Origin of the sequence: Haloferula sp. BvORR071 (assembly GCF_000739615.1) — a bacterium.
Taxonomy (GTDB): Bacteria; Verrucomicrobiota; Verrucomicrobiia; order Verrucomicrobiales; family Akkermansiaceae; genus Haloferula.
The window spans coordinates 98,124-120,637 of the sequence record NZ_BATP01000007.1; the positions used below are offsets into that span (position 1 = coordinate 98,124).

General features: G+C 62.8%; 22 protein-coding genes. 12 read left to right on the forward strand and 10 right to left on the reverse strand.

Translation table 11 applies throughout. The features are described 5' to 3' along the window. Positions 1 to 29: 29 nt before the first annotated feature. A complete protein-coding gene (locus tag BV071_RS05740; RefSeq protein WP_035603327.1) occupies positions 30 to 722 on the forward strand; it encodes a Fe2+-dependent dioxygenase in 693 nt (230 codons plus the stop codon). Between the two features lie 14 nt (positions 723 to 736). On the opposite strand, the gene BV071_RS05745 is transcribed toward BV071_RS05740, so the two are convergent. The 7 genes from BV071_RS05745 to BV071_RS05775 all read right to left on the reverse strand — a co-directional run bounded on the left by BV071_RS05745 (position 737) and on the right by BV071_RS05775 (position 5,469). Next, complete coding sequence (locus tag BV071_RS05745; RefSeq protein ID WP_035603328.1) at positions 737 to 1,132, reverse strand: hypothetical protein; 396 nt, start codon at positions 1,130 to 1,132, stop codon at positions 737 to 739. A 53-nt stretch (positions 1,133 to 1,185) separates the two neighbouring features. Next, positions 1,186 to 1,593, reverse strand: coding sequence for a hypothetical protein (locus BV071_RS05750; protein WP_265594108.1), 408 nt, complete (start codon positions 1,591 to 1,593; stop codon positions 1,186 to 1,188). Between the two features lie 8 nt (positions 1,594 to 1,601). Then, the gene (locus BV071_RS05755; protein ID WP_035603332.1) at positions 1,602 to 2,690 is read right to left on the reverse strand and encodes an alpha-hydroxy acid oxidase; all 1,089 of its coding nucleotides are present in this window, start codon (positions 2,688 to 2,690) and stop codon (positions 1,602 to 1,604) included. A 12-nt stretch (positions 2,691 to 2,702) separates the two neighbouring features. Continuing rightward, positions 2,703 to 3,608 carry a DNA-binding domain-containing protein gene (locus tag BV071_RS32545; RefSeq protein WP_265594109.1) on the reverse strand — a complete coding sequence of 302 codons (906 nt, stop codon included), beginning with the start codon at positions 3,606 to 3,608 and terminating at the stop codon, positions 2,703 to 2,705. Between the two features lie 6 nt (positions 3,609 to 3,614). Beyond that, positions 3,615 to 4,460 (reverse strand): DUF692 domain-containing protein, encoded by an 846-nt coding sequence (locus tag BV071_RS05765; RefSeq protein ID WP_035603333.1) that lies wholly within the window; start codon positions 4,458 to 4,460, stop codon positions 3,615 to 3,617. 76 nt (positions 4,461 to 4,536) lie between these two features. Then, on the reverse strand, positions 4,537 to 4,857 hold the full coding sequence (locus tag BV071_RS05770) for a hypothetical protein (protein WP_035603335.1): 321 nt from the start codon (positions 4,855 to 4,857) through the stop codon (positions 4,537 to 4,539). 102 nt (positions 4,858 to 4,959) lie between these two features. Beyond that, positions 4,960 to 5,469 carry a DoxX family protein gene (locus tag BV071_RS05775; RefSeq protein ID WP_052572943.1) on the reverse strand — a complete coding sequence of 170 codons (510 nt, stop codon included), beginning with the start codon at positions 5,467 to 5,469 and terminating at the stop codon, positions 4,960 to 4,962. A 122-nt stretch (positions 5,470 to 5,591) separates the two neighbouring features. On the opposite strand from BV071_RS05775, the gene BV071_RS05780 reads away from it, so the two are divergent. From BV071_RS05780 to BV071_RS35185, 6 genes are all read left to right on the forward strand, one after another. Continuing rightward, a complete protein-coding gene (locus BV071_RS05780; protein WP_052572944.1) occupies positions 5,592 to 6,182 on the forward strand; it encodes an RNA polymerase sigma factor in 591 nt (196 codons plus the stop codon). A 17-nt stretch (positions 6,183 to 6,199) separates the two neighbouring features. After that, entirely contained in the window at positions 6,200 to 6,934 is a 735-nt protein-coding gene (locus BV071_RS05785; protein WP_035603337.1) for a hypothetical protein, read from the forward strand. Between the two features lie 272 nt (positions 6,935 to 7,206). Next, positions 7,207 to 9,507, forward strand: coding sequence for a DUF1592 domain-containing protein (locus BV071_RS05790; protein ID WP_052572945.1), 2,301 nt, complete (start codon positions 7,207 to 7,209; stop codon positions 9,505 to 9,507). 68 nt (positions 9,508 to 9,575) lie between these two features. After that, positions 9,576 to 10,886, forward strand: a complete 1,311-nt coding sequence (locus BV071_RS05795) for a DUF1552 domain-containing protein (protein WP_035603339.1) — start codon at positions 9,576 to 9,578, stop codon at positions 10,884 to 10,886. A gap of 65 nt (positions 10,887 to 10,951) precedes the next feature. Continuing rightward, positions 10,952 to 12,532 (forward strand): NAD(P)/FAD-dependent oxidoreductase, encoded by a 1,581-nt coding sequence (locus BV071_RS05800; protein ID WP_052572946.1) that lies wholly within the window; start codon positions 10,952 to 10,954, stop codon positions 12,530 to 12,532. A 382-nt stretch (positions 12,533 to 12,914) separates the two neighbouring features. Continuing rightward, complete coding sequence (locus BV071_RS35185) at positions 12,915 to 13,244, forward strand: hypothetical protein (RefSeq protein WP_265594110.1); 330 nt, start codon at positions 12,915 to 12,917, stop codon at positions 13,242 to 13,244. A gap of 536 nt (positions 13,245 to 13,780) precedes the next feature. Here the strand turns inward: BV071_RS35185 and BV071_RS05810 are convergent. Continuing rightward, positions 13,781 to 16,165 (reverse strand): MMPL family transporter, encoded by a 2,385-nt coding sequence (locus tag BV071_RS05810; protein WP_035603343.1) that lies wholly within the window; start codon positions 16,163 to 16,165, stop codon positions 13,781 to 13,783. A 101-nt stretch (positions 16,166 to 16,266) separates the two neighbouring features. Between BV071_RS05810 and BV071_RS05815 the strand changes: the two genes are divergently transcribed. The 5 genes from BV071_RS05815 to BV071_RS05835 all read left to right on the forward strand — a co-directional run bounded on the left by BV071_RS05815 (position 16,267) and on the right by BV071_RS05835 (position 21,025). Next, positions 16,267 to 16,899, forward strand: a complete 633-nt coding sequence (locus BV071_RS05815; protein WP_265594111.1) for an outer membrane lipoprotein carrier protein LolA — start codon at positions 16,267 to 16,269, stop codon at positions 16,897 to 16,899. A 111-nt stretch (positions 16,900 to 17,010) separates the two neighbouring features. Beyond that, positions 17,011 to 18,072, forward strand: coding sequence for an ATPase, T2SS/T4P/T4SS family (locus tag BV071_RS05820; RefSeq protein ID WP_052572947.1), 1,062 nt, complete (start codon positions 17,011 to 17,013; stop codon positions 18,070 to 18,072). 17 nt (positions 18,073 to 18,089) lie between these two features. Beyond that, a complete protein-coding gene (locus tag BV071_RS05825; protein ID WP_081885816.1) occupies positions 18,090 to 19,193 on the forward strand; it encodes a PilT/PilU family type 4a pilus ATPase in 1,104 nt (367 codons plus the stop codon). Further along, positions 19,193 to 19,993, forward strand: a complete 801-nt coding sequence (locus BV071_RS05830; RefSeq protein WP_265594112.1) for a hypothetical protein — start codon at positions 19,193 to 19,195, stop codon at positions 19,991 to 19,993. The genes BV071_RS05825 and BV071_RS05830 overlap by 1 nt, the downstream gene beginning before the upstream one ends. A gap of 150 nt (positions 19,994 to 20,143) precedes the next feature. After that, on the forward strand, positions 20,144 to 21,025 hold the full coding sequence (locus tag BV071_RS05835; protein WP_035603349.1) for a hypothetical protein: 882 nt from the start codon (positions 20,144 to 20,146) through the stop codon (positions 21,023 to 21,025). Between the two features lie 126 nt (positions 21,026 to 21,151). Here the strand turns inward: BV071_RS05835 and BV071_RS05840 are convergent, their stop codons facing one another. Beyond that, entirely contained in the window at positions 21,152 to 21,661 is a 510-nt protein-coding gene (locus tag BV071_RS05840) for a hypothetical protein (protein WP_265594113.1), read from the reverse strand. A gap of 183 nt (positions 21,662 to 21,844) precedes the next feature. Further along, a complete protein-coding gene (locus tag BV071_RS05845; protein WP_035603351.1) occupies positions 21,845 to 22,318 on the reverse strand; it encodes a hypothetical protein in 474 nt (157 codons plus the stop codon). Between the last annotated feature and the right edge of the window lie 196 nt (positions 22,319 to 22,514).

Consider the following 22,514-nt stretch of genomic DNA (forward strand, 5'->3'; position numbering starts at 1 on the left):
CCGCGTCCGAAAATGGGCAGAGAAAGCGCGTGATCGTTTGCATCCCCGACGTCCTGAGCCCTGAGAAGACCAAGGAGTTCCGCCGTGAGCTCGATGCCGCGGACTGGGAGGACGGCAAGTCCACCGCCGGCCACATGGCGGCCAAGGCCAAGGACAACGTGCAGATCCCGGCGACCCATCCGGCAGCCCGGCTGGTGGGCGAAGGAATCATGCGGGCGCTGACGATCAACCCGACCTTCATGTCGGCCGCGATCCCACTGCATTTCCTTCCGCCGATGTTCAACCGCTACTCGGGCGGCCAGACCTACGGCACCCACATTGACTCCGCGATCCGGCAGATTCCCGGCACCGGCCACCGGATCCGCACCGACCTTTCCTGCACCTTGTTCTTCTCCGAGCCGGACGAGTACGACGGCGGCGAGCTGGTGATTGAGGACACCTACGGCAGCAAGTCGGTGAAGCTCCCGGCGGGCCACATGGTCCTCTACCCTGCCACCAGCCTGCACCGGGTCACGCCAGTAACCCGCGGCAGCCGGCTCTGCTCCTTCTTCTGGGTGCAGAGCATGATCCGCTCCGACGAGCAGCGCTCAGTCCTCTTCGACCTCGATCTGGCGATCCAGCGACTCACCGCCAACCTCCCGGACAATAACCACGCGAACCAATCCGCGGTGCAGTTGACCGGTGTTTACCACAACCTGCTGCGGCAGTGGGCGGACCTGTGAAGGGTTGAGCCCCTTCAGGCCTGAGCCATGGCCAGCAGATAAAGGGTAAGCGCGGTCAAGGCCCCGACAAAGGCGAGGGCTGGGAATGCCAAGGCGCGCGCGGCACTGATCAAGCGCGCGAGCGCCAGCAAGATCGCTACCAAGGCAAGCAGCACCACAGCAACGAGCGCGCGGTCGAGGTCCATGTCGAGGATCGCGGAGCGCAGGGAAGCAGGCAGCTTGGTCTCCGGGATCTTGGACAGGAGATCCCAGTAGCTGCCGCACCTAGCCAACAACCAGATCAAGCCGACGGAGAGGAGGATCGTGGCGTAGGCCGCGAAGCGTGCCGCCGGGGCTCCGTCCAATACCTTCGGGCCTTGGGCAGGCGGCTCCAGGGGCTCTGCGGCAGGAGGCTGATAGGGTTGCTCCATCTGTAGTCAGCTTAGGGATTGAGGTGGTCCGTGGCAATACCGGTAGCGTCGGCTCAAACACCGGTCGCGCGGATGACGGCCAAGACCAAGAAACCCCAGCCGACATAGGTGCACGCATCCAAGGCCAGGGCCGACAGCACCAGTCCCAGCATCGCCAGGGTGCGGCCGGAACTCCTGAAGGACAACACGACTCCTGCGGCGGCCAAGGCCAGCGCCGCAAGGAAGGACAGCCATCCCTCGTTGCGGAGAAGCAGCCAGTCCAAACCCGGCGAGGATGGCAAGCTGTGGACTCCCAGCTCCTCCGCCATGGACGAAATCCTGCGAATGAAGTGGAGTAAGACACCCGCCCCCACCGTGGCCAGCAGGCCGAGGATCCGCGTCGTCAGGCGCGCGACCTTGCCGGCAGCGCGCCTTTTGATCACGGGATCGGCCGCCTGCGGCGGAGCGTAGGGAGATTCCATGTCCTCGCTCATGAAGCAGGCCAGATCACCGAGGGGTCGAGTTCCGCGAGGGTGGCACGCCCTGTTAGAGCCATGGCGATCTCGAGTTCGGTGCGCAGGATCTTGAGGACATGGGCGACGCCGGTAGCTCCGGCGGCGGCAAGGCCATGGAGGATGGGACGGCCAACCATGACGGCGGAGGCGCCGAGGGCGAGGGACTTCAGCACATCGGTGCCCCGGCGGATGCCGCCGTCCATAAGGATGGGTAGCTTGCCCTGGAGGGCTGCGGCGATGGAGGGCAGGACTTCGATAGCGGCGGGGACGGTATCGAGGGTGCGGCCGCCATGATTGGAAACGATGATGGCATCGACGCCATAACTGGCTGCTTGGAGGGCATCGTGGGGATCAAGCACGCCCTTGAGGATAATGGGCAGCTTCGTGTGCGAGCGCAGCCAAGCGAGGTCCTGCCAGGTGGGTGCTTTTGCCAAGAGGTGGCTGCCGAAGACGCGGTCGGCGGGAGGCACCGTCTCCATGCCGCGCAGGTTCACAGGCTCGAAGCCCGGGGGCATGCGAAAGGCAGCGCGCTGCTCGCGGTTGCGCAGACCGTGGAGAGGGGCATCGGCGGTGAGGACGATGGCGCTGCAGCCGGCGGCTTCGACGCGCTTCACGAGTTCCGCGGTGAAGGCGCGGTCCGGCTGGATGTAGAGCTGGAACCATGGCGGCACGGTGGCCGCTTGGGTGATCTCTTCGATGGCCGTGCCAGCCTGGGTGCTCACGGTCATGCAGGTTTCCAGCGCGGAAGCACCTAGAAGCGTGGCCAGTTCGCCGCTTGGGTGGAAGAGGCGGTGGAAGGCGGTGGGCGCGATGAAGATCGGGTGCGCATATTCCCGGCCGAAGAGGCTCAGTCGGGTATTCGCTTGGGAGAGGTCCCGGAAGATCCGCGGGCAGAGGCGCAGGCGCTCGAAGGCCGCACGGTTTTCACGGAGGGTGATTTCATCCGCGGCCGCGCCGGAGAGGTAGGCCCAAGCTCCGGGCTCGATCCGCTCGCGGGCGAGCGCTTCGTAGTCGTCGAGGGAGGCGACATCGGGCGGGATGGTATCGAGCGGCGGTAAGGGCATCGCGCTGCGACGCTAGCAGAGGGGGCAAGCGAGGGGCGCGGGCTTCTTCGTCATGATAGCGGGCTTCTCGCAAAGCCAGCCGAAGGCGGTCCAGGCGCTGAACCATTGTTGGACCTTCGCCGCAATTTGATCGGCTGCGACTGCCTCGTCCCCGAAGGCCATACCACAGGCGTTTTCGAGGGTCTCCCCTGCCCTCAGAGCCGAGAGCAAATGATAGGCCGCCGGCTGGAGGCGCTTGTAGTAAACCACCAGCTCGGAACGATGAATCGCCAGATGAACCGGGCTGGCCGCGGGCTTGGCGTGCAAGCGGAGCTTGCGGGAGCCCGCGCCCGAGGAACGGGCATTACTGGCGGCGGCGTTCTCGGATTGCTTCAGTTTTTGCAGCAGCCGGTCCACGGGGTATTGGAGTTCCAGTAGCGTGAGATAGGGCTGGAGCCCCAGCTTCATCCGCGAGGGGCGGCGGCTGGCAAACTCCACGGGGTCGATGCGCGGCCACTCGGCAGCATCGAAGGCAATCACCCGGGCCCATTCCAGCGCCGCCATGTCACGCGCAAGCGGGCCATGGGAACCCAGCAGCTCCGGATGGGCGACGATGAAGGCGGACAAGCCCTGCCCCAAATCGCGGAGATTCCAAGAAGCCGAGCCGCAGGCATCAAGGTAGGCAATGGCCAAGCGCTCAAACCTGCGTTCACCGAGCACGGCCGCAAGACCGCCGAAGTCATCCCCAAAGGAGCCTAACAGACGCCACCAGTACTGCTGGTTGTAGATCTGCAGGCGATCCTTTGCAGCGAGCCGCGCATTCGGCTTCACGAACTCGGCGGCCACGGCATGGCCTTCGCGGCGCATGGTTTCACCGGGGCCGAGTGGGCGCATGATCGCGCCGGCCAAGGCGGCTTGAAAGCGGGCGAGCGTGCTCATATCCATTTAAGCGGCCGCCGCGGAGGCAGGCAGGAAGCGATTGGCCTTGAGGGCCTCGGTGTGGACCTCCTCGAAACTGGGGATCTTGTCGTCCCACTCCAGCAAGGTGGCCACCCGGCCACAGCGCTGCATGGCGAGCTCGTAGAGAGCCCAAACCGGATCGATCACGGGGTGATCGTGGGTATCGAGGATGTACTTCTTGAATTCGGTATGCCCGGCGAGGTGGGTTTGCGCGACCCGCCCGGGAGGCACGGCATTGACGTAGTCCCGCGGGTCAAAGCCGTGGTTGCGGGAGGAGACGTAGATGTTGTTCACGTCGAGCAGGATTCCACAGTCCGCTGCCTCCACCACTTCATTCAGGAATTCCCACTCCGTCATCTCCGAGAGATGGAACTCCGCGTAGCTGCTGACATTCTCAACCGCCACCGGCAATTCCAGGAAATCCTGGACTTCGCGTACGTTGCGGGCGGTGGTCTTCACCGCTTCCCAGGTGTACGGCATTGGCAGTAGATCGTGGGTGAAGCGTCCATCGACGCTGCCCCAACAAAGATGATCGCTTACCCATGGCGTCTTGGTGCGCTTGGTCAGAGCCTTGAGCTTCTTGAGGTGATCACGATTCGGCCGGGCAGTGTTGCCGAAATACATCGAGACCCCGTGCTGGACCACGCGATACTGCTCGAGGATCTGATCGAGAACCGCGAGAGGCCGGCCAGCTTCCCCCATGTAGTTTTCCGAGATGATCTCGAACCAATCCACCACCGGCTTCTTCTCGAGGATGTGCTGGTAGTGCGGGATGCGCAGGCCGATGCCCACGCCGTAGTCCTGGAAATTCGTGAAGCGGGATGCAGTCATGGCGATGCTTTGTTAGAGAGAGAGAAGGACCGCAAGGCTCCGGTGGGGAGGATCCGGAGCCTTGCAGGGAAAAGGATTACTTCTTCTCGGTTTCCTTTTCCTTGTCCTTGTGAACCGGCTTGCCGTCCTTCATGGCGCAGCCGCCCTTACCCTTGCAGGAGTTTTTGCCAGCGCAGCCGTTGTCGCCACCCTTGCAGCCGCCCTTGCCCTTGCAGCCATTCTTGCCCTTGCAATCGTGGGTCTCGCCCTTGTCTTCCTCGGCCTGGATGCCGGCGCTGAAGGCGCTGCCGCTCTTCTGCTGCGCGCCGGCGGTATTACCCACCTTGGCGAGGGCGAATCCGCCGCCCATGATTCCTGCGATGGCGGCACTGGCGATGATGGTCTTGTTGGTCTTCATGTCGTTTGTCTTTCTGGTTTCGGTTGGTTGGACCCGGCTGATGCCGGGATGGTTCTCCCGCAAGGACACGCCACCGTGGCGGCCCGTTACGGGTGAAGGGATTCAGGCCACGGCGGGACGTGCCGCGGGCTCCGCCCGGAACTTGCGGGCGAGAAGATGATCGAGGGAGAAGGCGCCGGGTCCGAACACGAGGACCAGCAGCGAGGCGAAGAGGAACTGGAAGGGCGCAGCGCTCACGAAAGCGTCGGAATCACCGAAGATGCCTTTTACCGCATCGAGGTCCGCCGTGACGTAGGCGACGATCATGGTGACGATCAGCGGGATCGCCGTAAGGCGGGAGGCCAAGCCAAAGAGGAGCAGGAGGCCGCCGAAGCACTCGGTGCTGGCGGCTGCCAGCGCATTCACTTGGGGCAGCGGGATCCCGAGATCCTTGAAGTAGTCCGCGACCTCCGGCAGCTTGTGGAGCTTGCCCCAACCGGTATGGCAGAATTGCCAGCCCCAGTAGAGACGAACGGCCAACAGCAATGCGGATTGGGTGAGCGAATGCCCCGCGGCGGCGGTGAGGAGATTATAGCCGCGGCGGCCGGGTTCGAGGATGGGAGTTGCCTTCATCTATCCGGGGCGACGAAGCAGCCCGGATTTTGATTGCGCGCTTTTCGGAAAAATTTTGCGCATGCTCCGATGGGGACTCGGGCGGATTTCCGGTTTGCCTCATTCTAGCGCGGCGGCTACCCATGCAGGCATCGCGGGCCGAGTGCCCGCCGCTTCTCTTGGAAAGCGCCCTCCCAGATCCCGCACCGACCGAAGCCGAGCTACTGCAATCCGGCTTCCGTTACGCGCTTGCACTGACCCACCATCATGAGGAGGCGGAGGATCTGGTGCAGGAGACCTGGCTGAACCTCTGCCGCCGCTACGGCCGCGTGGAGAACCGCGCGGTGCTCTTCACCGCACTGCGGAATCTCTACATCGACCAATGCCGGCGGCGGAAGCTGGTCCACTTCGATTCGCTGGATGATGCGGAGATCAACGAAGTCCCGGAAGTCCTCGTGGACGAGCCCTGCGTGAAGGGCGAAATTGCCGCACTGCTTGGCCAACTGAAACCCGGCGAGCGCGAGGTGATCTTCCTGCACTACTACCAAGGCCACACTGCCGAGGAGATCTCCCAACTCAAGGGCCAGAGCCGAGGTACGGTTTTGAGCCTGATCCACCGCACGATCGCCAAACTTCGCCAGCTGGGCGAGAACGCAGCCGGAGCGGTCGCCCGCAATCAACTGCTGCTGTTCTTCGTTGTGCTGATCAGCATGGCGTTTTTCCTGATCCCCTAGAAAAGAGCCACCACCCCATGTCCGACTTCCGCAAACAAGTCCGCGATCACTACGACGCGCAATCGCTCCCAGCCGAGAAGCTGGAAGCGATCCTCGCGCGCGGTCGCGAGGCGGCAGTGGAAGGCGAGAAAACCGTCGAGTTCCCGGCGACGAAGAAGCGCTCTTGGGCGCGCTATGCGGCAGCCATCGCCGCGGCGATCGTGCTCGCCCTGGGCGGCACCTGGTGGATGAAGCGGGATGTCGGCGAGGTCTCCCTGGCCGCCCTGCCACCGCGGGTGATCGAGTTCTTCGCGAAGGCGCCGAATTTACACGAGGCGATCCAGGACAAGACCGAGTTGCGAAATTGGCTGATTTCCCAAGGCGCTCCCGCGGACATCAAGATCCCGACCAGCCTTCAGACGCTGCAGAGCGCCGCCTGCAGCGTGGTGGATGTCCAAGGCCGCAAGGCCTACCTCTCCTGCTACGTCCGCGAGAAAAATTCGGCAGGGGGCGTGGAGCTGATCCACCTGCTGGTGGCGCGCAGCGAGGACTTCTACGACCAGCCGCGGGGCAGAGAGGTGGTGGTCAAGGAAGAGGATGGCTGGAGCTTCGCCTCATGGACCGAGGGTGACACCATCTACACCCTGGCCACCGCAGCGCCGAAGGAGAAGCTGGAGCCTTTCCGGCCACAGGCGGGCCTGCCGGTGGAGAAGCAGCGTCATCTCTCTGGCCTTGAGGCGGCCGTTTCGGGAATGGCGGCTTTGGCGCGCTGAGAGGCTGTCTGAAATGGTGCTCACTTGGCGCGAAATTTAAACAGTCGAAGAGGCATTTGAAAATCGGGATGGCAGGGACTCGTCTTCGCAAGGTCGGATGAGGAGAAAGCGGGGATCTCACGATGCGATTGTGGCCGCGGAAGTGCGACGGTCATAGACGCGCCGCTACAGGTGAGGGTCTTTGGAGGCCTTGGGCCGAGGCCTAGAAAACCTACGCAAAGCTTCAGTTTTGTGTCAGTTTGGCGCGGAAACCGCCGTAAAAACCGCTGCCCATGGGGAAATCCGCCGCTGCCCTCCTTTTCGCCTCGCTTGCCGCCGGGACCACCGCGTCCGGCCAGGCCGACCCGAAAGCGCTTGCCGGCCGGTGGGACAAGGAGATCCAGCCGCTGGTGGAGACCTACTGCTTCGACTGCCATGGCGACGGCCTCCACAAGGGCGACCTGGCGATCGACAAGTATCCGACCATCGCGGAGATGCAGCAGCATCGCGATGTATGGAAGGAGGTACGCGATCATTTGAAGCAGCAGCTCATGCCGCCGCTCGATGAGGACCAGCCGAGCGCGGACGAGCGGAAAAAGATCCTGGCATGGATCGAGGCCGCGGTATTCCCGGTGGATCCCGCCCACCCGGACCCGGGCCGGGTCACGCTGCGGCGCCTGAACCGGGTGGAGTATCAGAACACCCTGAGCGACCTGCTGGGCGTGCGGGTGAATGTGATGGACCTGATCCCGCCGGATGACTCTGGCTACGGCTTCGACAACATCGGCGACGTCCTGACGATCTCGCCCGCGCACCTGGAGCGTTATCTGGAAGCGGCGCGGGTCGCCTTGGACAAGACGGTGAAGCCCGGCAAGATGCCGCCACCGGAGGAGAAGTTCCCGGGCCGCGAATTGGAAGGCGACGGGCACCGCTCGGAGGAAGGCCACTATCTTTTCAAGGAGGGCGTGGCGAAGACCCAGTTCAAGCCGCTGCGGGCAGGCACCTATCGCGCCACCGTGCTGGCTGGCGGCACCCCGGGGGGCGACGGGCCGCCGCTGATGGAGCTGCGCGAGAACGGCAGCAAGATCTGCGAATGGAAGGTGGATGCCCGGATGGAGCGGCCGCAGGAATACACCCGCGAATTCAAGATCGAAGGCGACAAGCCGGTCGAGATCGCGGTCGCCTTCACCAACGATTTCTACGACGAGAAGAATCCGGACCCGAAGAAGCGCGACCGCAATCTGATGGTAAACGCGCTCACGATCACCGGCCCTCTCGATGGCCCGCCGCCGGCAAAGCCGGAGAGCCACAACCGAATCTACCTGAAGCGTGAGCCCGGCGAGAAGGACGATGTCTATGCGCTGCGGGTGCTGAACAACTTCGCGCGCCGCGCCTTCCGCCGCCCCAGCCAAGAGGGTGAGGTGCAGCGTTACCTGCAGCTCGTCGGCCTGGCCCTCAAGCAGGGCGAGGGAGTCGAGGAAGGCATCCGCCTGGCCCTGGAAGCGATGCTGGTGTCGCCGGCCTTCCTCTATCGCGAGGAGCCGCAGCCGGAGCCAGACAATGCGAGCAAGATCCATCAGATCGACGAACACGCGCTGGCCACCCGCCTGTCGTATTTCTTCTGGAGCACGATGCCGGACCAGCGGCTGATGGAGTTGGCAAGCCGCGGCGAGTTGCGCAAGAACCTGGATGCGGAGATCGAGCGGATGATCCGCGATGAGCGCTCGGAGGAGTTTGTCTCAAACTTCGCCGGCCAATGGCTGCGGCTGCGCGATGTGCAGGCGTCGATGCCGGGCAAGCAGGCCTTTCCGAATTTCGATCCCAAGCTGCGCAATGCGATGCGGCGTGAAACGGAGATGTTCTTCGAGGAGATCATCCGCGAGAACCTGCCGATCGCCACCTTGCTCGATGCGGACTTCACCTTCCTCAATGGCCCGCTGGCCCGTCACTACGGGATCCAGGGAGTGGAGGGTGAGAAGTTCCGCAAGGTCACTCTAAGCGACAGCCACCGCCGTGGCATTCTCGGCCAGGGATCCTTCCAGTTGCTGACTTCCTATCCACTGCGGACCTCGCCGGTGCTGCGCGGGAAATATGTGCTAGAGAACCTGCTCGATATGGCCCCTCCCCCGCCGCCGCCGAATGTGCCGGAGCTGCAGCCGCCGAGCCACCGTGGCGACCAGCGCAGCCTGCGCGAGCAGATGGAGAAGCACCGAGCGGATCCCGGCTGCGCGTCCTGCCACAAGCTGATGGACCCGATCGGATTCGGCCTGGATAACTTCGACGCGTCCGGAGTCTGGCGAGACGATGACCGGGGCAAGCCGATCGATACCTCCGGCGAGCTGACCGAGGGCCGGAAGTTCGTCGGCGTGGACGAACTCCGGAAATACCTGGTGCAGGACCATCGCTCGGACTTCCACCGCGCTGTCGCCACCAAGCTGCTGACCTACGCCCTCGGGCGTGGTCTGGATTGGTATGACAAGCCGGCCATCGACAAGATCGTATCTGAAACCGAAGCCGCAAACGGCAGCTCACGCGCAATGCTCAAGGCGGTGATCAAGTCCGTGCCGTTCCAATATCGCCGAGGGGAAGGATGAGCCCAGCGGCGAGCCAAGAAATCTGAAATCTGAAATTTGAGATCTCAAATTTGAAATCCAAAGCAGCCATGACCCCGAGACGCACTTTCCTCAAAAGCATCGCGGCTACCTTGGTGGTGCCGTCCTTTCCTTCGCTGCTGACAGCGCAGGAAGCGAAGCTCGCGGCGCCGACGCGCATGGGCTTCATCTACATCCCGAACGGGGTGAACCTGGATCTGTGGCGGCCGAAGGGTGGCAGCGGCAAGGATTACGCGATGTCCCCCACCCTCGAACCGCTGGCCGGGCTGCGCGACCACTTCTCGGTGATGCGCGGGCTCGATTGCGAAAAGGCCGAGGCGAATGGCGATGGCGCGGGTGATCATGCCCGCGCGAATGCGACCTTCCTGACCGGCTGCCAGGCGAAGAAGACGGCGGGAGCTGATGTGCGCCTCGGCGAATCGGTCGACCAAATCGCCGCGCGCGAAGTGGGCAGCAATACCCGACTCGCCTCGCTGGAGCTTTCCACCGATCCGGCACGCAGCTCGGGAAATTGCGACTCGGGCTACTCCTGTGCCTATCAATTCAATCTGGCCTGGATCAACGAGACCACTCCCGCCCCGGCGGAACGCGACCCGCGCCTGGTCTTCGAGAAGATGTTCGGCTCGGGCAATGAGAAGGAGGACGCGCGCCGCCGCGCCTACCGCAAGAGCATCCTCGACTTCGTGATGAACGATGCGAAGCGCATGCAGCAGCGCATGGGTTCCACGGATCGCGGCAAGATGGAGGAGTATCTCACCGCGGTGCGCGATGTGGAGCAGCGCATTGAGCGCGCGGAGAAGTTCCGCAAGGAAGTGCCGGAGGACAGGCGACCGGATGGCATCCCCGATGGCTACGGTGAGCATATCCGCATGATGTTCGACCTGATGCACCTCGCCTTCCACACCGACACCACGCGGGTCTCGACCTTCCTGCTGGCGCATGACGGCTCGAACCGGACCTTCCCGGAGATCGGCGTCCAAGCGGCGCACCACGAGCTTTCCCACCACCGCAGCAATCCGCAGACCCTGGAGACCATCGGCAAGATCGACCGCTTCTATGTCGAGCAGCTCGCCTACTTCCTGAAGAAGATGAAGGACACGCCGGACGGTGAAGGCGGCGGTTCCTTGCTCGATCACTCGATGATCGTCTATGGGGGCGGCATCGCGGACGGGAACCGGCACAACCACGACGACGTGCCGATCCTCTTGGCGGGGAAAGGCAATGGCACCCTTGCGCCGGGGCGTTTGATCGAGGCTCCGAAGGGGACCCCGCTGACCAACCTTTACCTGTCCTTGCTGGATCGGATGGGGGTGAAGGCGAGAAGGATCGGGGACTCGACGGGGGTGTTTGATAAGGTCTGAGGGGAGATGACGAATTCCTCTCCCAGGTTGCCAAGACGGCGAATCTGGCTAGGCTCGGGCAGTTCATGGTTTCCGCCGACAACACTTCTCCTTCTGCCACAGCGGCTTATTACGATGTCGTGATCTTCGGCGGGGCCTTTTCCGGCTCTGCGCTGGGGCTTTTGCTCAAGCGAGCGCGGCCGGAAACGCGGGTGCTGATCGTGGAGAAGTCGGAGGCCTTTGACTTCAAGGTCGGGGAATCGACCTCGGAGGTGGCTGGCTGCTTCATCACCCGGGTGCTGGGACTGGGGCACTACCTCGCCTGCGAGCACTTCCAGAAGCACGGGCTGCGGATGTGGTTCAACACTCCGGAGAATGACTGCCCGAATTGCTGCTCGGAGATCGGGCCGAATGCGCAGGCACGCTATCCGACCTATCAGCTCGACCGTTCGAAGCTGGACACGCACATGCTGGAAATGGCGGTGGCCGAGGGTTGCGAACTCTTGCGCCCGGCGACGATCAAGTCCTTCGAGCTGGGCGGAGCCGGCAAGAATATCGTGGTGCTCAAGCACGCTGGCGAAACCCGCACGATCACCGCAGGATGGGTGGCCGATTGCTCGGGCAAGGCGGCGCTGGTCGCCCGCCAGCGCGAGACCTGGCGCAAGCTGGAGGATCACCCGGTCCACTCGATGTGGGTGCGCTACAGCAATGTGATGACCCTCGACTCCCATGAGGCGCGGGTGAAGGCACCTTGCCTGAAGGACGGCCCCAGCGTGCCGCGCTCCAGCGCGACGAATCACCTGATGGGGCGTGGCTGGTGGTCATGGATCATTCCGCTGTCGAATGGCGACTTCTCCGCGGGTGTGACTTGGGACGAGCGGCTCTTCACCCCTCCCACGGAAGGTCACATCGCCGAGCGCCTGAAGCAGCACTTGGTCAGCCACCCGATCGGCAAACTGATGTTCGAGAACGCGGTGGCGATCGAAAACGATGCACGGATCTACAAGCATCTCCCCTACTACTCCACGGAGGTTTGCGGTGAGGGCTGGATCATGGCGGGTGATGCGGCAGGCTTCATGGATCCGCTCTATTCGCAGGGTCTCGACTACTGCGGGCATAGTAGCTATTGCGCCCACAAGATTATCCTCAAGGCGCTGCGGGGCGAATGTGTGAAGATGGCGCTGGACCATCACAATGAGATCTACCCGCAGTCCTACCAGCGCTGGTTCCACGGGCTGTATAAAAACAAGTATCAGTATCTCGGCGACGTGGATCTGATGCACGCGGCCTTCCTGATGGACATCGCGGCGTATTTCATCGGGCCGGTGCGGGCGGTGTATGCGGATGCCGACAAGGAGTATTCGACGATGCCTTACAATGGGGTCGGCGGCGCGATCTTCGCGAGGTTCATGCGTTTCTACAACCGGAGGCTGGAGCTCATCGCGCGCAAGCGTTTGATGCTTGGCACCTATGGGAAGAACAACCTGAAGCACCGCCATTTGATCCGCGTGCCTTTTGAGCCGAACATGAAGGCGGTGAGGCACCTCTTCAGCGGGATGAAGGTGTGGTTCAAGATGGAGGCGGAGACGATGTTTACGCGACCGATCGAAGAGTTGCCGGAGCCGGGGAAGGCGACTGCCGCGACGCGGGTGGCGGAGGTTTCTTGATCCCGAAGAGATGCGGAGCGAGGACCACAAGAGCCCGCGGGAGATCTATCTGGAATGCTGTGAACAGATTTCCTTGGCATTCCAGTCCGACGGCTACCGCTATTCCAGCTCGGCCCGGCGGCTTTCGAAGCCTGAAGGGCCATTCCGCTTTGAGATCTCATTCCAATCCAGCAAGAGAAATGCCGTTGGCGAATTTGTCGGCATTTGGATTCAAGGAAACGTCCATTCTCCGAGGCTGAAAAAATGGCGGCAGTCCAACGTCTCATTGCGGGGACCCTCCGATATCGTGGGAGAAGGACTGATTGGAATTCTGGCTTCGAATCCGGAGTTGGGCTTGTGGAACGTGGCAGACCCGGTTCACCGCGACGCGGAGATCTCAAATATGATCCAGACGATCCGGAGCGTAATCCTTCCCTACTTCTCGACCTTTGAAGATATTCCGACCGCTTGCGAGCTCATGACCCGCTTGAACATTCCGGGGATCTACGTGGTCGACCTGCTGGACTTCTTGATGTGTTTCTCCGATCAACTCTCAACCCGCATGGCTGCGGTGAACTATCTTGATCGACGTCCCGAGCTGAAACCTTTCTACGCGCAGATGTTCGAGCGTTTCGCACGGAACGGAATCCCGGATTACCCGCTCTACCCACCTCCGGAGGCGTTGGCAGCAGCCTCCATTGTTTATCAATTCGGGGATCTACTTGATGGCTGAGGATTCTCCATCCGGGAAGAATGCGGTTTCACTCGCTGCATTTTGTTTGCGTCGGGCACTACGTTGAATCGCTACGAGCGCGCGAAGCCGTCCCACCCGCCCGAAAGGGCCGCGTATTCCCTCCTCACACCATTTAGCAACGGAAGCCGAGGCAACCTCTTCGAGGTTGAATGATCTTTTGGGCCATACCCAGGGTAGCCGACCGCGTTCATCTTAGCCCTCCGGGCTGCGACGGACGCGGCCGGCAACCCTTGGGCTATATGAGGGAACGGCGTTGCCGTTCTCCGATAAGGCGGCCACGACTCAGCTTAAACTGCTCCAAACAGCGGTTCCGAAGTTTCCAAGCGATGGTCGTTGGGCGAACGATGATCCGGGCTATTCAGAATCATCGGGACCGCCTCCGCTCCGTTCCGCGGAGTCATCGATGCTCCAGCCCTGCTGCGATCCCTTCGGGATCGAGTCTTCCTCTCATGGCGGTTCCGGGGGTGCCGGCTTCGCCTCAACCCCCGGCTACTGTCGCAGTGATCCCTTCGGGATCAGTCAAGTGACTCTCCCTTGGGGGTGCGGGCATGCCAGCCGGGGAGGAGGAAGATGGAGACGGCCATGCTGAGGACGATCCCGATCACGGCGACTTGGCCCAGGCTCACGAGGGCTTCGCTGGCCGAGAAGATGAGGGAGCCGAAGCCGATGACGTTCGAGACGCCACAGAAGAGCAGGGCCTTGCCGGTGCCGTTCCAGAGTTCCTTGAAGCACATGCCGGTGCGCCTGAGGGTGAGGGTCACGTGGATCGCGTAGTCGATGCCGGTACCTAACAGCAGCGGCGTGGCCATCAGGTTCACGAAGTTCCACTGCAGGCCGCAGACGCGCATGATCGCGAGCATGGGCACGATGCTGACCACCATGGCGAAGATCGCGAAGCCAACATCGCGGGCGCGGCGGAAGATGAAGGCCATCATGCCGACCAGCAGCACGCCCATCGGCAGGAGCATGCGGCCGACGTCGTCCTTCACGAGGCCGGAAATCGCGGGCTTGAAGAGGCTCCAGCCGCTGAGCCAGATGCCATCGCCATTCAAGGCGCGCAGGCGTGGGTAGCCGGCGGTGTCCGGCCCCACCTCGTCCGCGGGGATCAGGGAACCGATCACCAATCCCCCGCCCTTGTCATCGCGCTGCATGAAGAGCCGCATGATCTCGCGGGCGGTGGGCGACTCGGGGAAAAATGTCTCTGCCTGTGCCGCCTTTTCCAGCGCCGCGAAGATCTTGCTACCCAGTGCCGTACCTTCTTCCGAGAAGCCGACCTCATCCGCCTCCGCCAGCAAGCGCGGCCCGTCCTTCGCCAGCGCGGCAAAGGTCGCGCGATTCTCATGCTGCTTGGCGGCATCCGGCCACCAACCGCGCGGCAATTCGCCTTCCAGCAGGACGCCATCCGCCTTGCCCTTGGCCAAGCGACCCTCCGCCTCGCGCATCCGCTCGAGCATCTGGCCGTCGTTCTCCGCTTCGATCACCACCCGCAGCAGGCGTGGGTCGCGGTCCGGGAATTTCTCGCGCATCCGCTCGAAGGCCGCCATCGCCTGGCTGTTCCGCGGCCGCATGATATTCGAATCGTAAACCAGCGCCGGTAGTCCCATCACCACCAGCAGCAGGATCGAGACGGCGAGCATGCTTCCCGTGATGATCCAGGACTTCCGGCGGCGCGGCACCCACTTCGCCTCGTCATCGGGAACCATCCGATCCACACCGTACTTCGCCACCCATGGCAGGTAGAGCACGATCATCAGGACGCCGGCGGCCAGCAGCCCCCAGGCCACGATGCTGCCGAGCTGCGCCATGCCCGGCAGCCCGCCGAGATTGAGCGCCAGGAAAACCACGCCTGTCGTCAGTGCACCGCAAAGTACCGGCTTGCCGCTGGCGTGCCGCAGCTCCTTCTTGTCGTGCCCGGCGACCTTCGCCTCCTGGCAGATCACCAAGCCATAGTCCGTCGCCAGGCCGATCAAGATTTCCGCCGAGCTCAGCGCCATGATACTAAGCTCACCGTAGATCCACCCAGCGAGACCCAGTGCCACGGCGAAGACCAGACAGAGGGTCACGATCAAGCCGCCCAGCAGCATCAGCCGCCGCTGCATCCACCAGAAGAGCAGGCCGATCAAAGTCAGGGTCAGGCCGATCGAGCCGCTCATATCCTTCTCCATGGCCATCCCGATTTCTGAGGAGAAGACCGGCTCACCGGTGAGTCCCACGTGGTAGCCCTTGCCCTCCCCCGCTTCCCACTGGGCGGCTACCGCGCGCACCCGGTCCATCCACACCGCGGACTCGCGGTAACCGTGGACGGCTCCGGTCGCATCAATGAAGACCAGATGCGAGGTTCCGTCCGCACTGGCGAAACCCGAGCTGCCCTCCCCGGAATTGGCGAAGAGCTGCGTGACCGCCGGGTGGGCGAGAAAGCCGAAGGGATCGTGCGCCAGCATCGCCAGGTCTTGCCCCTCCATCGAGGTGGCAAGCTTCTCGACCACCTCTTCCATCGCCGCCTTCGATTTCCCCGGGGCGAGGCGCTCGGCCATCGCCTTCGCAGCCTCCGGCTCGCCGTTGAGCCAGAGGTAGGCGAGCAACTCGGCAATGCCATCGGCATCCTCTTTGAAACGCGGCTGCCAGCGGGCACGCTTCACCACGCCATCTTTCTCCAGCGCCTTGGACAGCGACTCGGCGGCCTTTTCCGGAGCCAGCTCCCCCGAGCCCAGATTCTCCACCAGCAGGATTGCCTCGTCTTCCCGGGCAAAGGCGTGGTGGTGGGCCTTCAGCCCGCGGACCTCGGGCAGCTCCCCAGGGAGCATCGAAAGGATGTCGGTATCGAACCGCAGCCGCGAAAGCCCGGAAGCCGCCACGGCCACCGCCGCGAGCAGCATCAGGGGAAGCCACCATTTGCGCATGCGCGGAGGGAAGAGGGTCGGCCGGAGCTTGGAAAGCGGAACTCTGAACTTTAGTGGAAATGACACTGGCAAGCGGGCCGCTCCGGCGGTCCTATACCGCCATGAAAGCACTGCTGATCCTTGCTTCCTTGGTGGCCATCGCCCGCGCCGACCTCGACGTGAAGCCGCTGGAGACCTGGATCGCCAAGCAGAAGGACCTCCAGAGCCTGGAGGCGGACTTCGTCCAGGAGCGCAAGCTGCCCTCGCTCAAGAAGCCGGTCTCCACACCCGGGAAATTGCGTATGGTCCGCCCCGGCAAGCTACTCTGGGAGCTGGGCAACCCGGTGAAGACCCTGGCCGTTTCCGACGGCTCGTCCATGACCCTGATCGATGTCGAGAACAAGCGCGGCAAGGTCATCGATCAGGACACCGCCGAGGCCAAGCAATTCACCCTGCTCTCCGACCAGGCCTTCCGCGACCTCGCGGGCTTCCAGGCGACCTTCGAGCTGGTCGAGTCGCGCGTCACGGACGGGATCTACCAGCTCACCGTGAAGCCGAAGGACAAGGCGCTCAAGAAGCACGTGAGCTGGATGTTCCTGGACATCGACCAGAAGACCCAAGAGCTGCGGGCGCTCGATCTGGAGCTGGATGACAAGACCCGGATCCGCACGGTCTTCACCCAGTCGAAGATCAACGCCAAGATCGACCCGGCGGTCTTCCAGCCGAATACCGAAGGCTACCGGATGCTGCGCTGAGCCCTCTTCTTGTGGAACTCGTGAAGCCGGGATGAAAAAGGCGTAATTCCCGGCACCAATCTGAATTTCCACCTTCCCCCCGAGCGGGGCGCGCCTGTTAGTGTCGGGACCGTGAATCCTGCGATCCGTGACCTGCTTGAAAATGCCTTCACCGGCGGTGCCAGCGACGTCTTCATGATCGAGGGCGAGCGCCCCCGGGTCCGGAAGGACGGCGAGGTGATCATCGCGCACGGCGGCCCCGTTTCGAAGGAAGACGTGGCGGCCATCTGGCGGGAGTGCGGCTGCGATCCGGACAGCACCAACGACGGAGATTCAAGCCTCGCCGTCGAGGGTGCCGGCCGCCTGCGGGCGAACGTGTATCGCTCGCTCGGCCGCTTGGGCGTGGTCCTGCGGCCGATCAAGAAAGAGATCCCGGGCTTCGACGAACTCGGCGTCCCCGGCGAGCTGCTGGCCTCGTGGATGCAGCGCCGCTCGGGGCTGGTGATTGTCTGCGGCCCCACCGGCTCGGGCAAATCCACCACGATCGCGGCCTGCCTGCAGTGGATCAACCAGAACCAGATGCGGCATATCGTCACGATCGAGGACCCGATCGAGTATCTCTTCGAAAACGAGCACTCCTGGTTTTCCCAGCGCGAGGTCCGGCGGGACACGGAGAACTTCAACGTCGCCCTGCGCGCCGCCCTGCGGCAGAACCCGGACGTCATCCTCTTCGGCGAAATCCGTGATGCGGAATCCGCCTTCACCGCCCTGCGCGCGGCGGAGACCGGTCATTTGGTGATCTCCACCCTCCACGGCTCCGGCGTGGCGGGGGTGGCGACCGCGCTGGATCGCCTGAACCGGATCCTGAGCGATTCCGGCAGCGCCGGTGCCGCCAGCCTGCTGTCCCACCAACTGATCGGGGTGATCGCCCAGCAACTGCTACCGCGGATCAACGGCGGGGTGGTGGCGGTCCTGGAATATTTCGAGAACAGCGGCGCGGCGCGCAAATGGATCGAGGAGGGACGGTACGACGACATAAAAGACTTCCTGAACAAGTCGGACGAGGCGACCGCCTGCTCTTTCCTGCGTTATTTGATCGCGGCGACGCAGCAAGGAATCATCGATCCGGCGGTGGCGAGGACAGCAACTGACCGGCCGCAGGATTTTGATCGCGCCATGCGCGGCATTTCGTAGTTTCACCTTCAATCATCGTGAGCCAAGTACGCGAAATCACCGACTATCTCCGCCAGACCGTCGAGCTGGGCGGATCGGACCTGCACCTTTCGGCTTGGGCGCCGCCGGCGGCCCGGGTTGGGGGGAACCTCAATCCGCTGGAGGACTTCCTGCTCGATCCAGATACGGTCAGGCGTCTTATCCTGGATACCTTGTCCGAGGCCCAGCGTGCGGCGCTGGAGCAGAACTGGGAGCTGGATTATGCCCTGCAGTTGGAGGGTGTCGGGCGCTTCCGCGGCAATGTTCACATCGCCCGTGGCTGTCATGAGGCGGCTTTCCGCCACATCCCGCAGCACATCCCGGATCTGGGCGAGCTAGGGCATCACGCGGTGGTCCACGATCTTTGCCAGCTTCGTCGGGGTCTGGTGCTGGTCACCGGCATCACCGGCTCCGGCAAGTCCACGACCTTGGCGTCGATGGTGAAGCGGATCTCGGAAAACCGCTCGGGCGTCATCGTGACGATTGAGGACCCGATCGAGTTTACTTTCACCCACGCCAGTTGCCTGATCAAACAGCGCGAGGTCGGATCGGATACCAAGGGCTTCGCGATCGCGCTGCGCCAGGCCCTGCGCCAGGACCCGGATGTTGTGGTTGTCTCGGAATTGCGCGACTTGGAGACGATCCGGATCGCTCTGACTGCCGCGGAAACCGGCCACTTGGTGCTGGCCACCCTGCACACGGTGGATGCGCCGCAATCGATCGACCGCCTGGTGGACGTCTTCCCGCCCGATCAGCAGCCGCAGATCGTGACCCAACTTTCCGGCGTTCTGGAGGCGATCGTCTCGCAGCGCCTGATCCAGCGCGCGGACGGCCGCGGCCGGGTCCTCGCCTCGGAGGTGCTGCGCGCCAACCACGGCATCCGCGCCTGCATCCGCGAGCGCAAGCTGGAGCAAATCGTCGGCCTGATGGAAATCGGCTTCAAGGACGGCTCGCGCACGATCGACCAGACCATTCAAATGTTGCTGGATAGTGGCTTCATCACCCGCGAGGAAGCACTCTTCAACTGCCGCGAGAAACGCAACTTCATGGAGCAGCCGCAGCAGCAAGCTGAAGCAAAGAAACCGAAATCGATTTGGACCTGATGGACCCGCGTGTTGCAACGATTCTTAAAATGGCGGCCTTCGGGCTGGTGGCCTTGGTGCTTGGTAGCTTCGCAATGAAGCACTTCAAGCGGGAGAAGAAGACCGAGCGGCTGGCGAGCGAGATGCGCACGCTGGCGTCGGACACCGGCTTCTACAGCGCCCCGACGGTCGAAGCGGCTCACGCCACGCTCTTCAAAGGTATCGCCCTGATTCAGGACGCGAAGGCGCTGGAGCTTGATCCCTCCGCCTACTTCGACGTGGTCTACCGCCACGACAAGAAGGACAAGAGCAGTCTGGATGAGGAAATCGAGCAACCGGCGCGGGAGAAGCTGGTGCGCGATACCTACCTGCGCGCCTACCAGCAGGCCGAGGCGCTCGGCTTCCTAGATTCCCCTGAGCATATCGACGAACTCAGGAAGGGCGAGATGCCCGATGTGAGGCCCAAGCCGGTTATCGCCACGATCATTGATCCGGCGCTGTCCCCCGGGATGGAGAAGATCGTTCCGAACCTAGTGTTCCGGGCCGCGGCGAAGACCGGCGGCACGCCGACCGACCTGGAAGTGGCGGCAGCCAAGAACCTGTCCGCCGATCTCTATGCCGCGCGGGTGATCGACAACGATGCCGACAACCGCATCGGCAAACATTACTCGAAGCGCGCGGAGATTCCGGCAGCCCCAACGCCGCCGCCGGTGGCTCCGGCACCGAAGCCTGCGACTGAGGCTGCTCCCGAGCCGGCACCGGCACCGGCACCGGCACCGGCAGAGCCGGAGCCTGCGGCCCCCGCCAAGACTGAGCCCTGAGGGGCCAGAGCACTGCCAAGTGCAGGATTATTCAGAAACACGTCAGACGTGCCCCCGCGCGCGTCTGGCGTGATTTGTTTGCTGGAACTAAGATATTGACCGGCAAGGAATATCGACCACCTTGGAATTGCGTTTAAAACCATAACTCCCATGACCAAGACATCACTCCTCAGGAAACTGATTCCGGGCAGTTTTGCTGCCGCCGTAATCGCCATCATCGCCGCGGCCCCCGCCCAGGCCGCCGGAGGCCCCAAGGCCCTGAAGCTGACGACCTCAGGTGCCAACACCAGCGGCAGCATCTTCACTCTCGACCACCCGGCACTCAACGGGAAGTCGAAGCTCAACCTAATCGCGATCCACAACTTCCAAGGGAACTACAACAATCACGCGTTCGGGTTTCAGTACAATTCCACTTTGGGACGTTGGCAGATCCAGAACGAGGACAACGCCAGCATCGCCCTCAACGAGACCTTCAACATTCTGCTGGCTCCGGGAGCCAAGCGCATGCCGGTCAACCCCCTTACGGTCGGAGAAGGCAACATCGCCTATTTCCCGACCATCGCCAAAAACAAGCCCCACAACCTGCTACTGGCCAACCATCTGATCAGTATCGGAAACGGCTTTGAAGGTGTCCGGCTGACGGACCCTTTCAGCACCTTCTACTGGGCTGGCAACGGCAACTGGTCCATCTACACGGACAACAACGCAGACATGAAGGCGGTGGCCTTCAACATCGCCGATGTCACCACTCTGAAGGTCGCTGGAACGCCGGTATCCTTCCTGGTCACGAGCAACGCCGGTAATGTCGCTAGCAATCAGGTGGCCATCAACAATCCCCTCACCACCGGGAAGCCGAATGCCGTGGTCTTCGCCCGGCACCTGTATAGCAATGAAGCCAGCCCGACCTACATGACCAAGGAAGTCGGCGTCTGGTACAACGGTGTCACTTGGAAGATCTACACCGAGGACCAGAGCGCCATGCCGATCAATGAGGCATTTGTCGTCACGGTGATCCCGACCGCAGCTCCCTGAGACTGTCGTGGTTTTGTTTGATGCGAGCCGTGGGGAGATCGCTCCCCGCGGCTTTTTGTTGGGTCTGAGTGAGGAGGCAGATTCTCCACAAGGCGATTGGCGCAGGTAGATTTTCGGCCGCGGCTGTTAGGGTGGGTTTGCAGGACTGTCCAAGCGGGGCGGAGCCGCCGCGCTGCCGGGAAGAAGGGGCTGCGTTGCCGTGGCGAGCTGCGCGAGAAAGGCGGCGAATGTCGGAGCCACCTCGCGCCAAAGGCAGCAGCCGCCGTCAGTGTCGACCCATTCGGACGCGATCACGCGAGGATCCTCTACCGATGAGCGGTAATCGAGAGCGATCGCAAGGTCGTCGCCGGGGATTCTGTTGATCGCGATCAGGAGGCTTTGCTCGACGTCGAGCCAAGGTAGGTCCCGGGGGCCGACCTGTGAGCCACGGTATTCGTGGAAGGTTGCGTTCTCCGCTTCGTCAGGGCCCATGAGACAATCCTGAGGGGTGGTGATTTGCTCGACCGAGCTGCGGAACTGGAGTGGTTCGCGGATGAAGGGGATCAACCGTGAGATCACTTCGTCACCGGGGTGCTTCCATGATCCATCGGCGAGCATTTCCCCGAGGAGGGCGGGCAGTTGAAGATGTCGCTTCACGAAGGGTGCCAGGATTCTCCTGAAGATCATGATGGCAGGGATAAGTGCCGGGGCTTAGGACTTCGATGGAGGGGGCAAGCCTAGGATCGCTTGAGGTAAGCGATCCCCATCGTCATACAAATCCGGACGGATCGCCGTTTGTCCTCCGTCGTCTGTTTTTATGCGGCAGTTGTCCCCGGTTCTTCAATCATCGAATGGGCAAGGTTCCTTGCGGACGTTCTCGAACTGATGAGGCCGGCAGAAGGCACTGAATGCAACGGTCCCACGCTGGCAGCCTTCACGAAGGCACTGCCTAGCGGCATCCTCCGGCCCAAGCGAGTCGTAGAACTTGCGATGTATTTCGCGAAGGATCCGATCCGATTCCTCCTTGAGTCGCTGCAACTCCTCATCGGAGATTGGAGGTCCGTATCCATCCTTCCACGGCTCCTGTTCGATCTCGGCGTAATTCCCGGCCACCAGAAGCTGCCACAAGCGCAGAGAAGCCTCCCGGCTCAGCCCTTCTTGATAGCGAGGTTCGCCGCCTTCCTCATTCTCCCCATTCTCCCATACCACGAGGCCGCTCTCGTAGATCGAGAGGGTCCACTCGGCATCATCGGAGAGCCAGGTACTGGGGTGCTCTTGGTCCGGGGTATCAAGCTCCGCCAAGATTGCGCGCATCCGCGCTTCGGATGGATTTTCTTCGGAATCGCCCCAGCGGGTACACACGTAGCAGCTCACGAATTTGATTCTGAGAGGAGAATTGAGGGAGATTCAATGCCTGTGTGGCTGTGCGCTGGAAAGCGATGATGGCGTGGCGGGTGCGCGAGGATTGGTGAGGCGGGCTGTTAGAGTGGGTCGCACGACTGTCCAAGCG

Coding starts and splice junctions, on each gene's coding strand:
- BV071_RS05745 (WP_035603328.1), bottom strand. CDS start 1,132: ATGGAGCAACCCTATCAGCCTCCTGCCGCAGAGCCCCTGGAGCCGCCT.
- BV071_RS05750 (WP_265594108.1), bottom strand. CDS start 1,593: ATGGAATCTCCCTACGCTCCGCCGCAGGCGGCCGATCCCGTGATCAAA.
- BV071_RS05755 (WP_035603332.1), bottom strand. CDS start 2,690: ATGCCCTTACCGCCGCTCGATACCATCCCGCCCGATGTCGCCTCCCTC.
- BV071_RS32545 (WP_265594109.1), bottom strand. CDS start 3,608: ATGAGCACGCTCGCCCGCTTTCAAGCCGCCTTGGCCGGCGCGATCATG.
- BV071_RS05765 (WP_035603333.1), bottom strand. CDS start 4,460: ATGACTGCATCCCGCTTCACGAATTTCCAGGACTACGGCGTGGGCATC.
- BV071_RS05770 (WP_035603335.1), bottom strand. CDS start 4,857: ATGAAGACCAACAAGACCATCATCGCCAGTGCCGCCATCGCAGGAATC.
- BV071_RS05775 (WP_052572943.1), bottom strand. CDS start 5,469: ATGAAGGCAACTCCCATCCTCGAACCCGGCCGCCGCGGCTATAATCTC.
- BV071_RS05780 (WP_052572944.1), top strand. CDS start 5,592: ATGCAGGCATCGCGGGCCGAGTGCCCGCCGCTTCTCTTGGAAAGCGCC.
- BV071_RS05785 (WP_035603337.1), top strand. CDS start 6,200: ATGTCCGACTTCCGCAAACAAGTCCGCGATCACTACGACGCGCAATCG.
- BV071_RS05790 (WP_052572945.1), top strand. CDS start 7,207: ATGGGGAAATCCGCCGCTGCCCTCCTTTTCGCCTCGCTTGCCGCCGGG.
- BV071_RS05795 (WP_035603339.1), top strand. CDS start 9,576: ATGACCCCGAGACGCACTTTCCTCAAAAGCATCGCGGCTACCTTGGTG.
- BV071_RS05800 (WP_052572946.1), top strand. CDS start 10,952: ATGGTTTCCGCCGACAACACTTCTCCTTCTGCCACAGCGGCTTATTAC.
- BV071_RS35185 (WP_265594110.1), top strand. CDS start 12,915: ATGATCCAGACGATCCGGAGCGTAATCCTTCCCTACTTCTCGACCTTT.
- BV071_RS05810 (WP_035603343.1), bottom strand. CDS start 16,165: ATGCGCAAATGGTGGCTTCCCCTGATGCTGCTCGCGGCGGTGGCCGTG.
- BV071_RS05815 (WP_265594111.1), top strand. CDS start 16,267: ATGAAAGCACTGCTGATCCTTGCTTCCTTGGTGGCCATCGCCCGCGCC.
- BV071_RS05830 (WP_265594112.1), top strand. CDS start 19,193: ATGGACCCGCGTGTTGCAACGATTCTTAAAATGGCGGCCTTCGGGCTG.
- BV071_RS05835 (WP_035603349.1), top strand. CDS start 20,144: ATGACCAAGACATCACTCCTCAGGAAACTGATTCCGGGCAGTTTTGCT.
- BV071_RS05845 (WP_035603351.1), bottom strand. CDS start 22,318: ATGCGCGCAATCTTGGCGGAGCTTGATACCCCGGACCAAGAGCACCCC.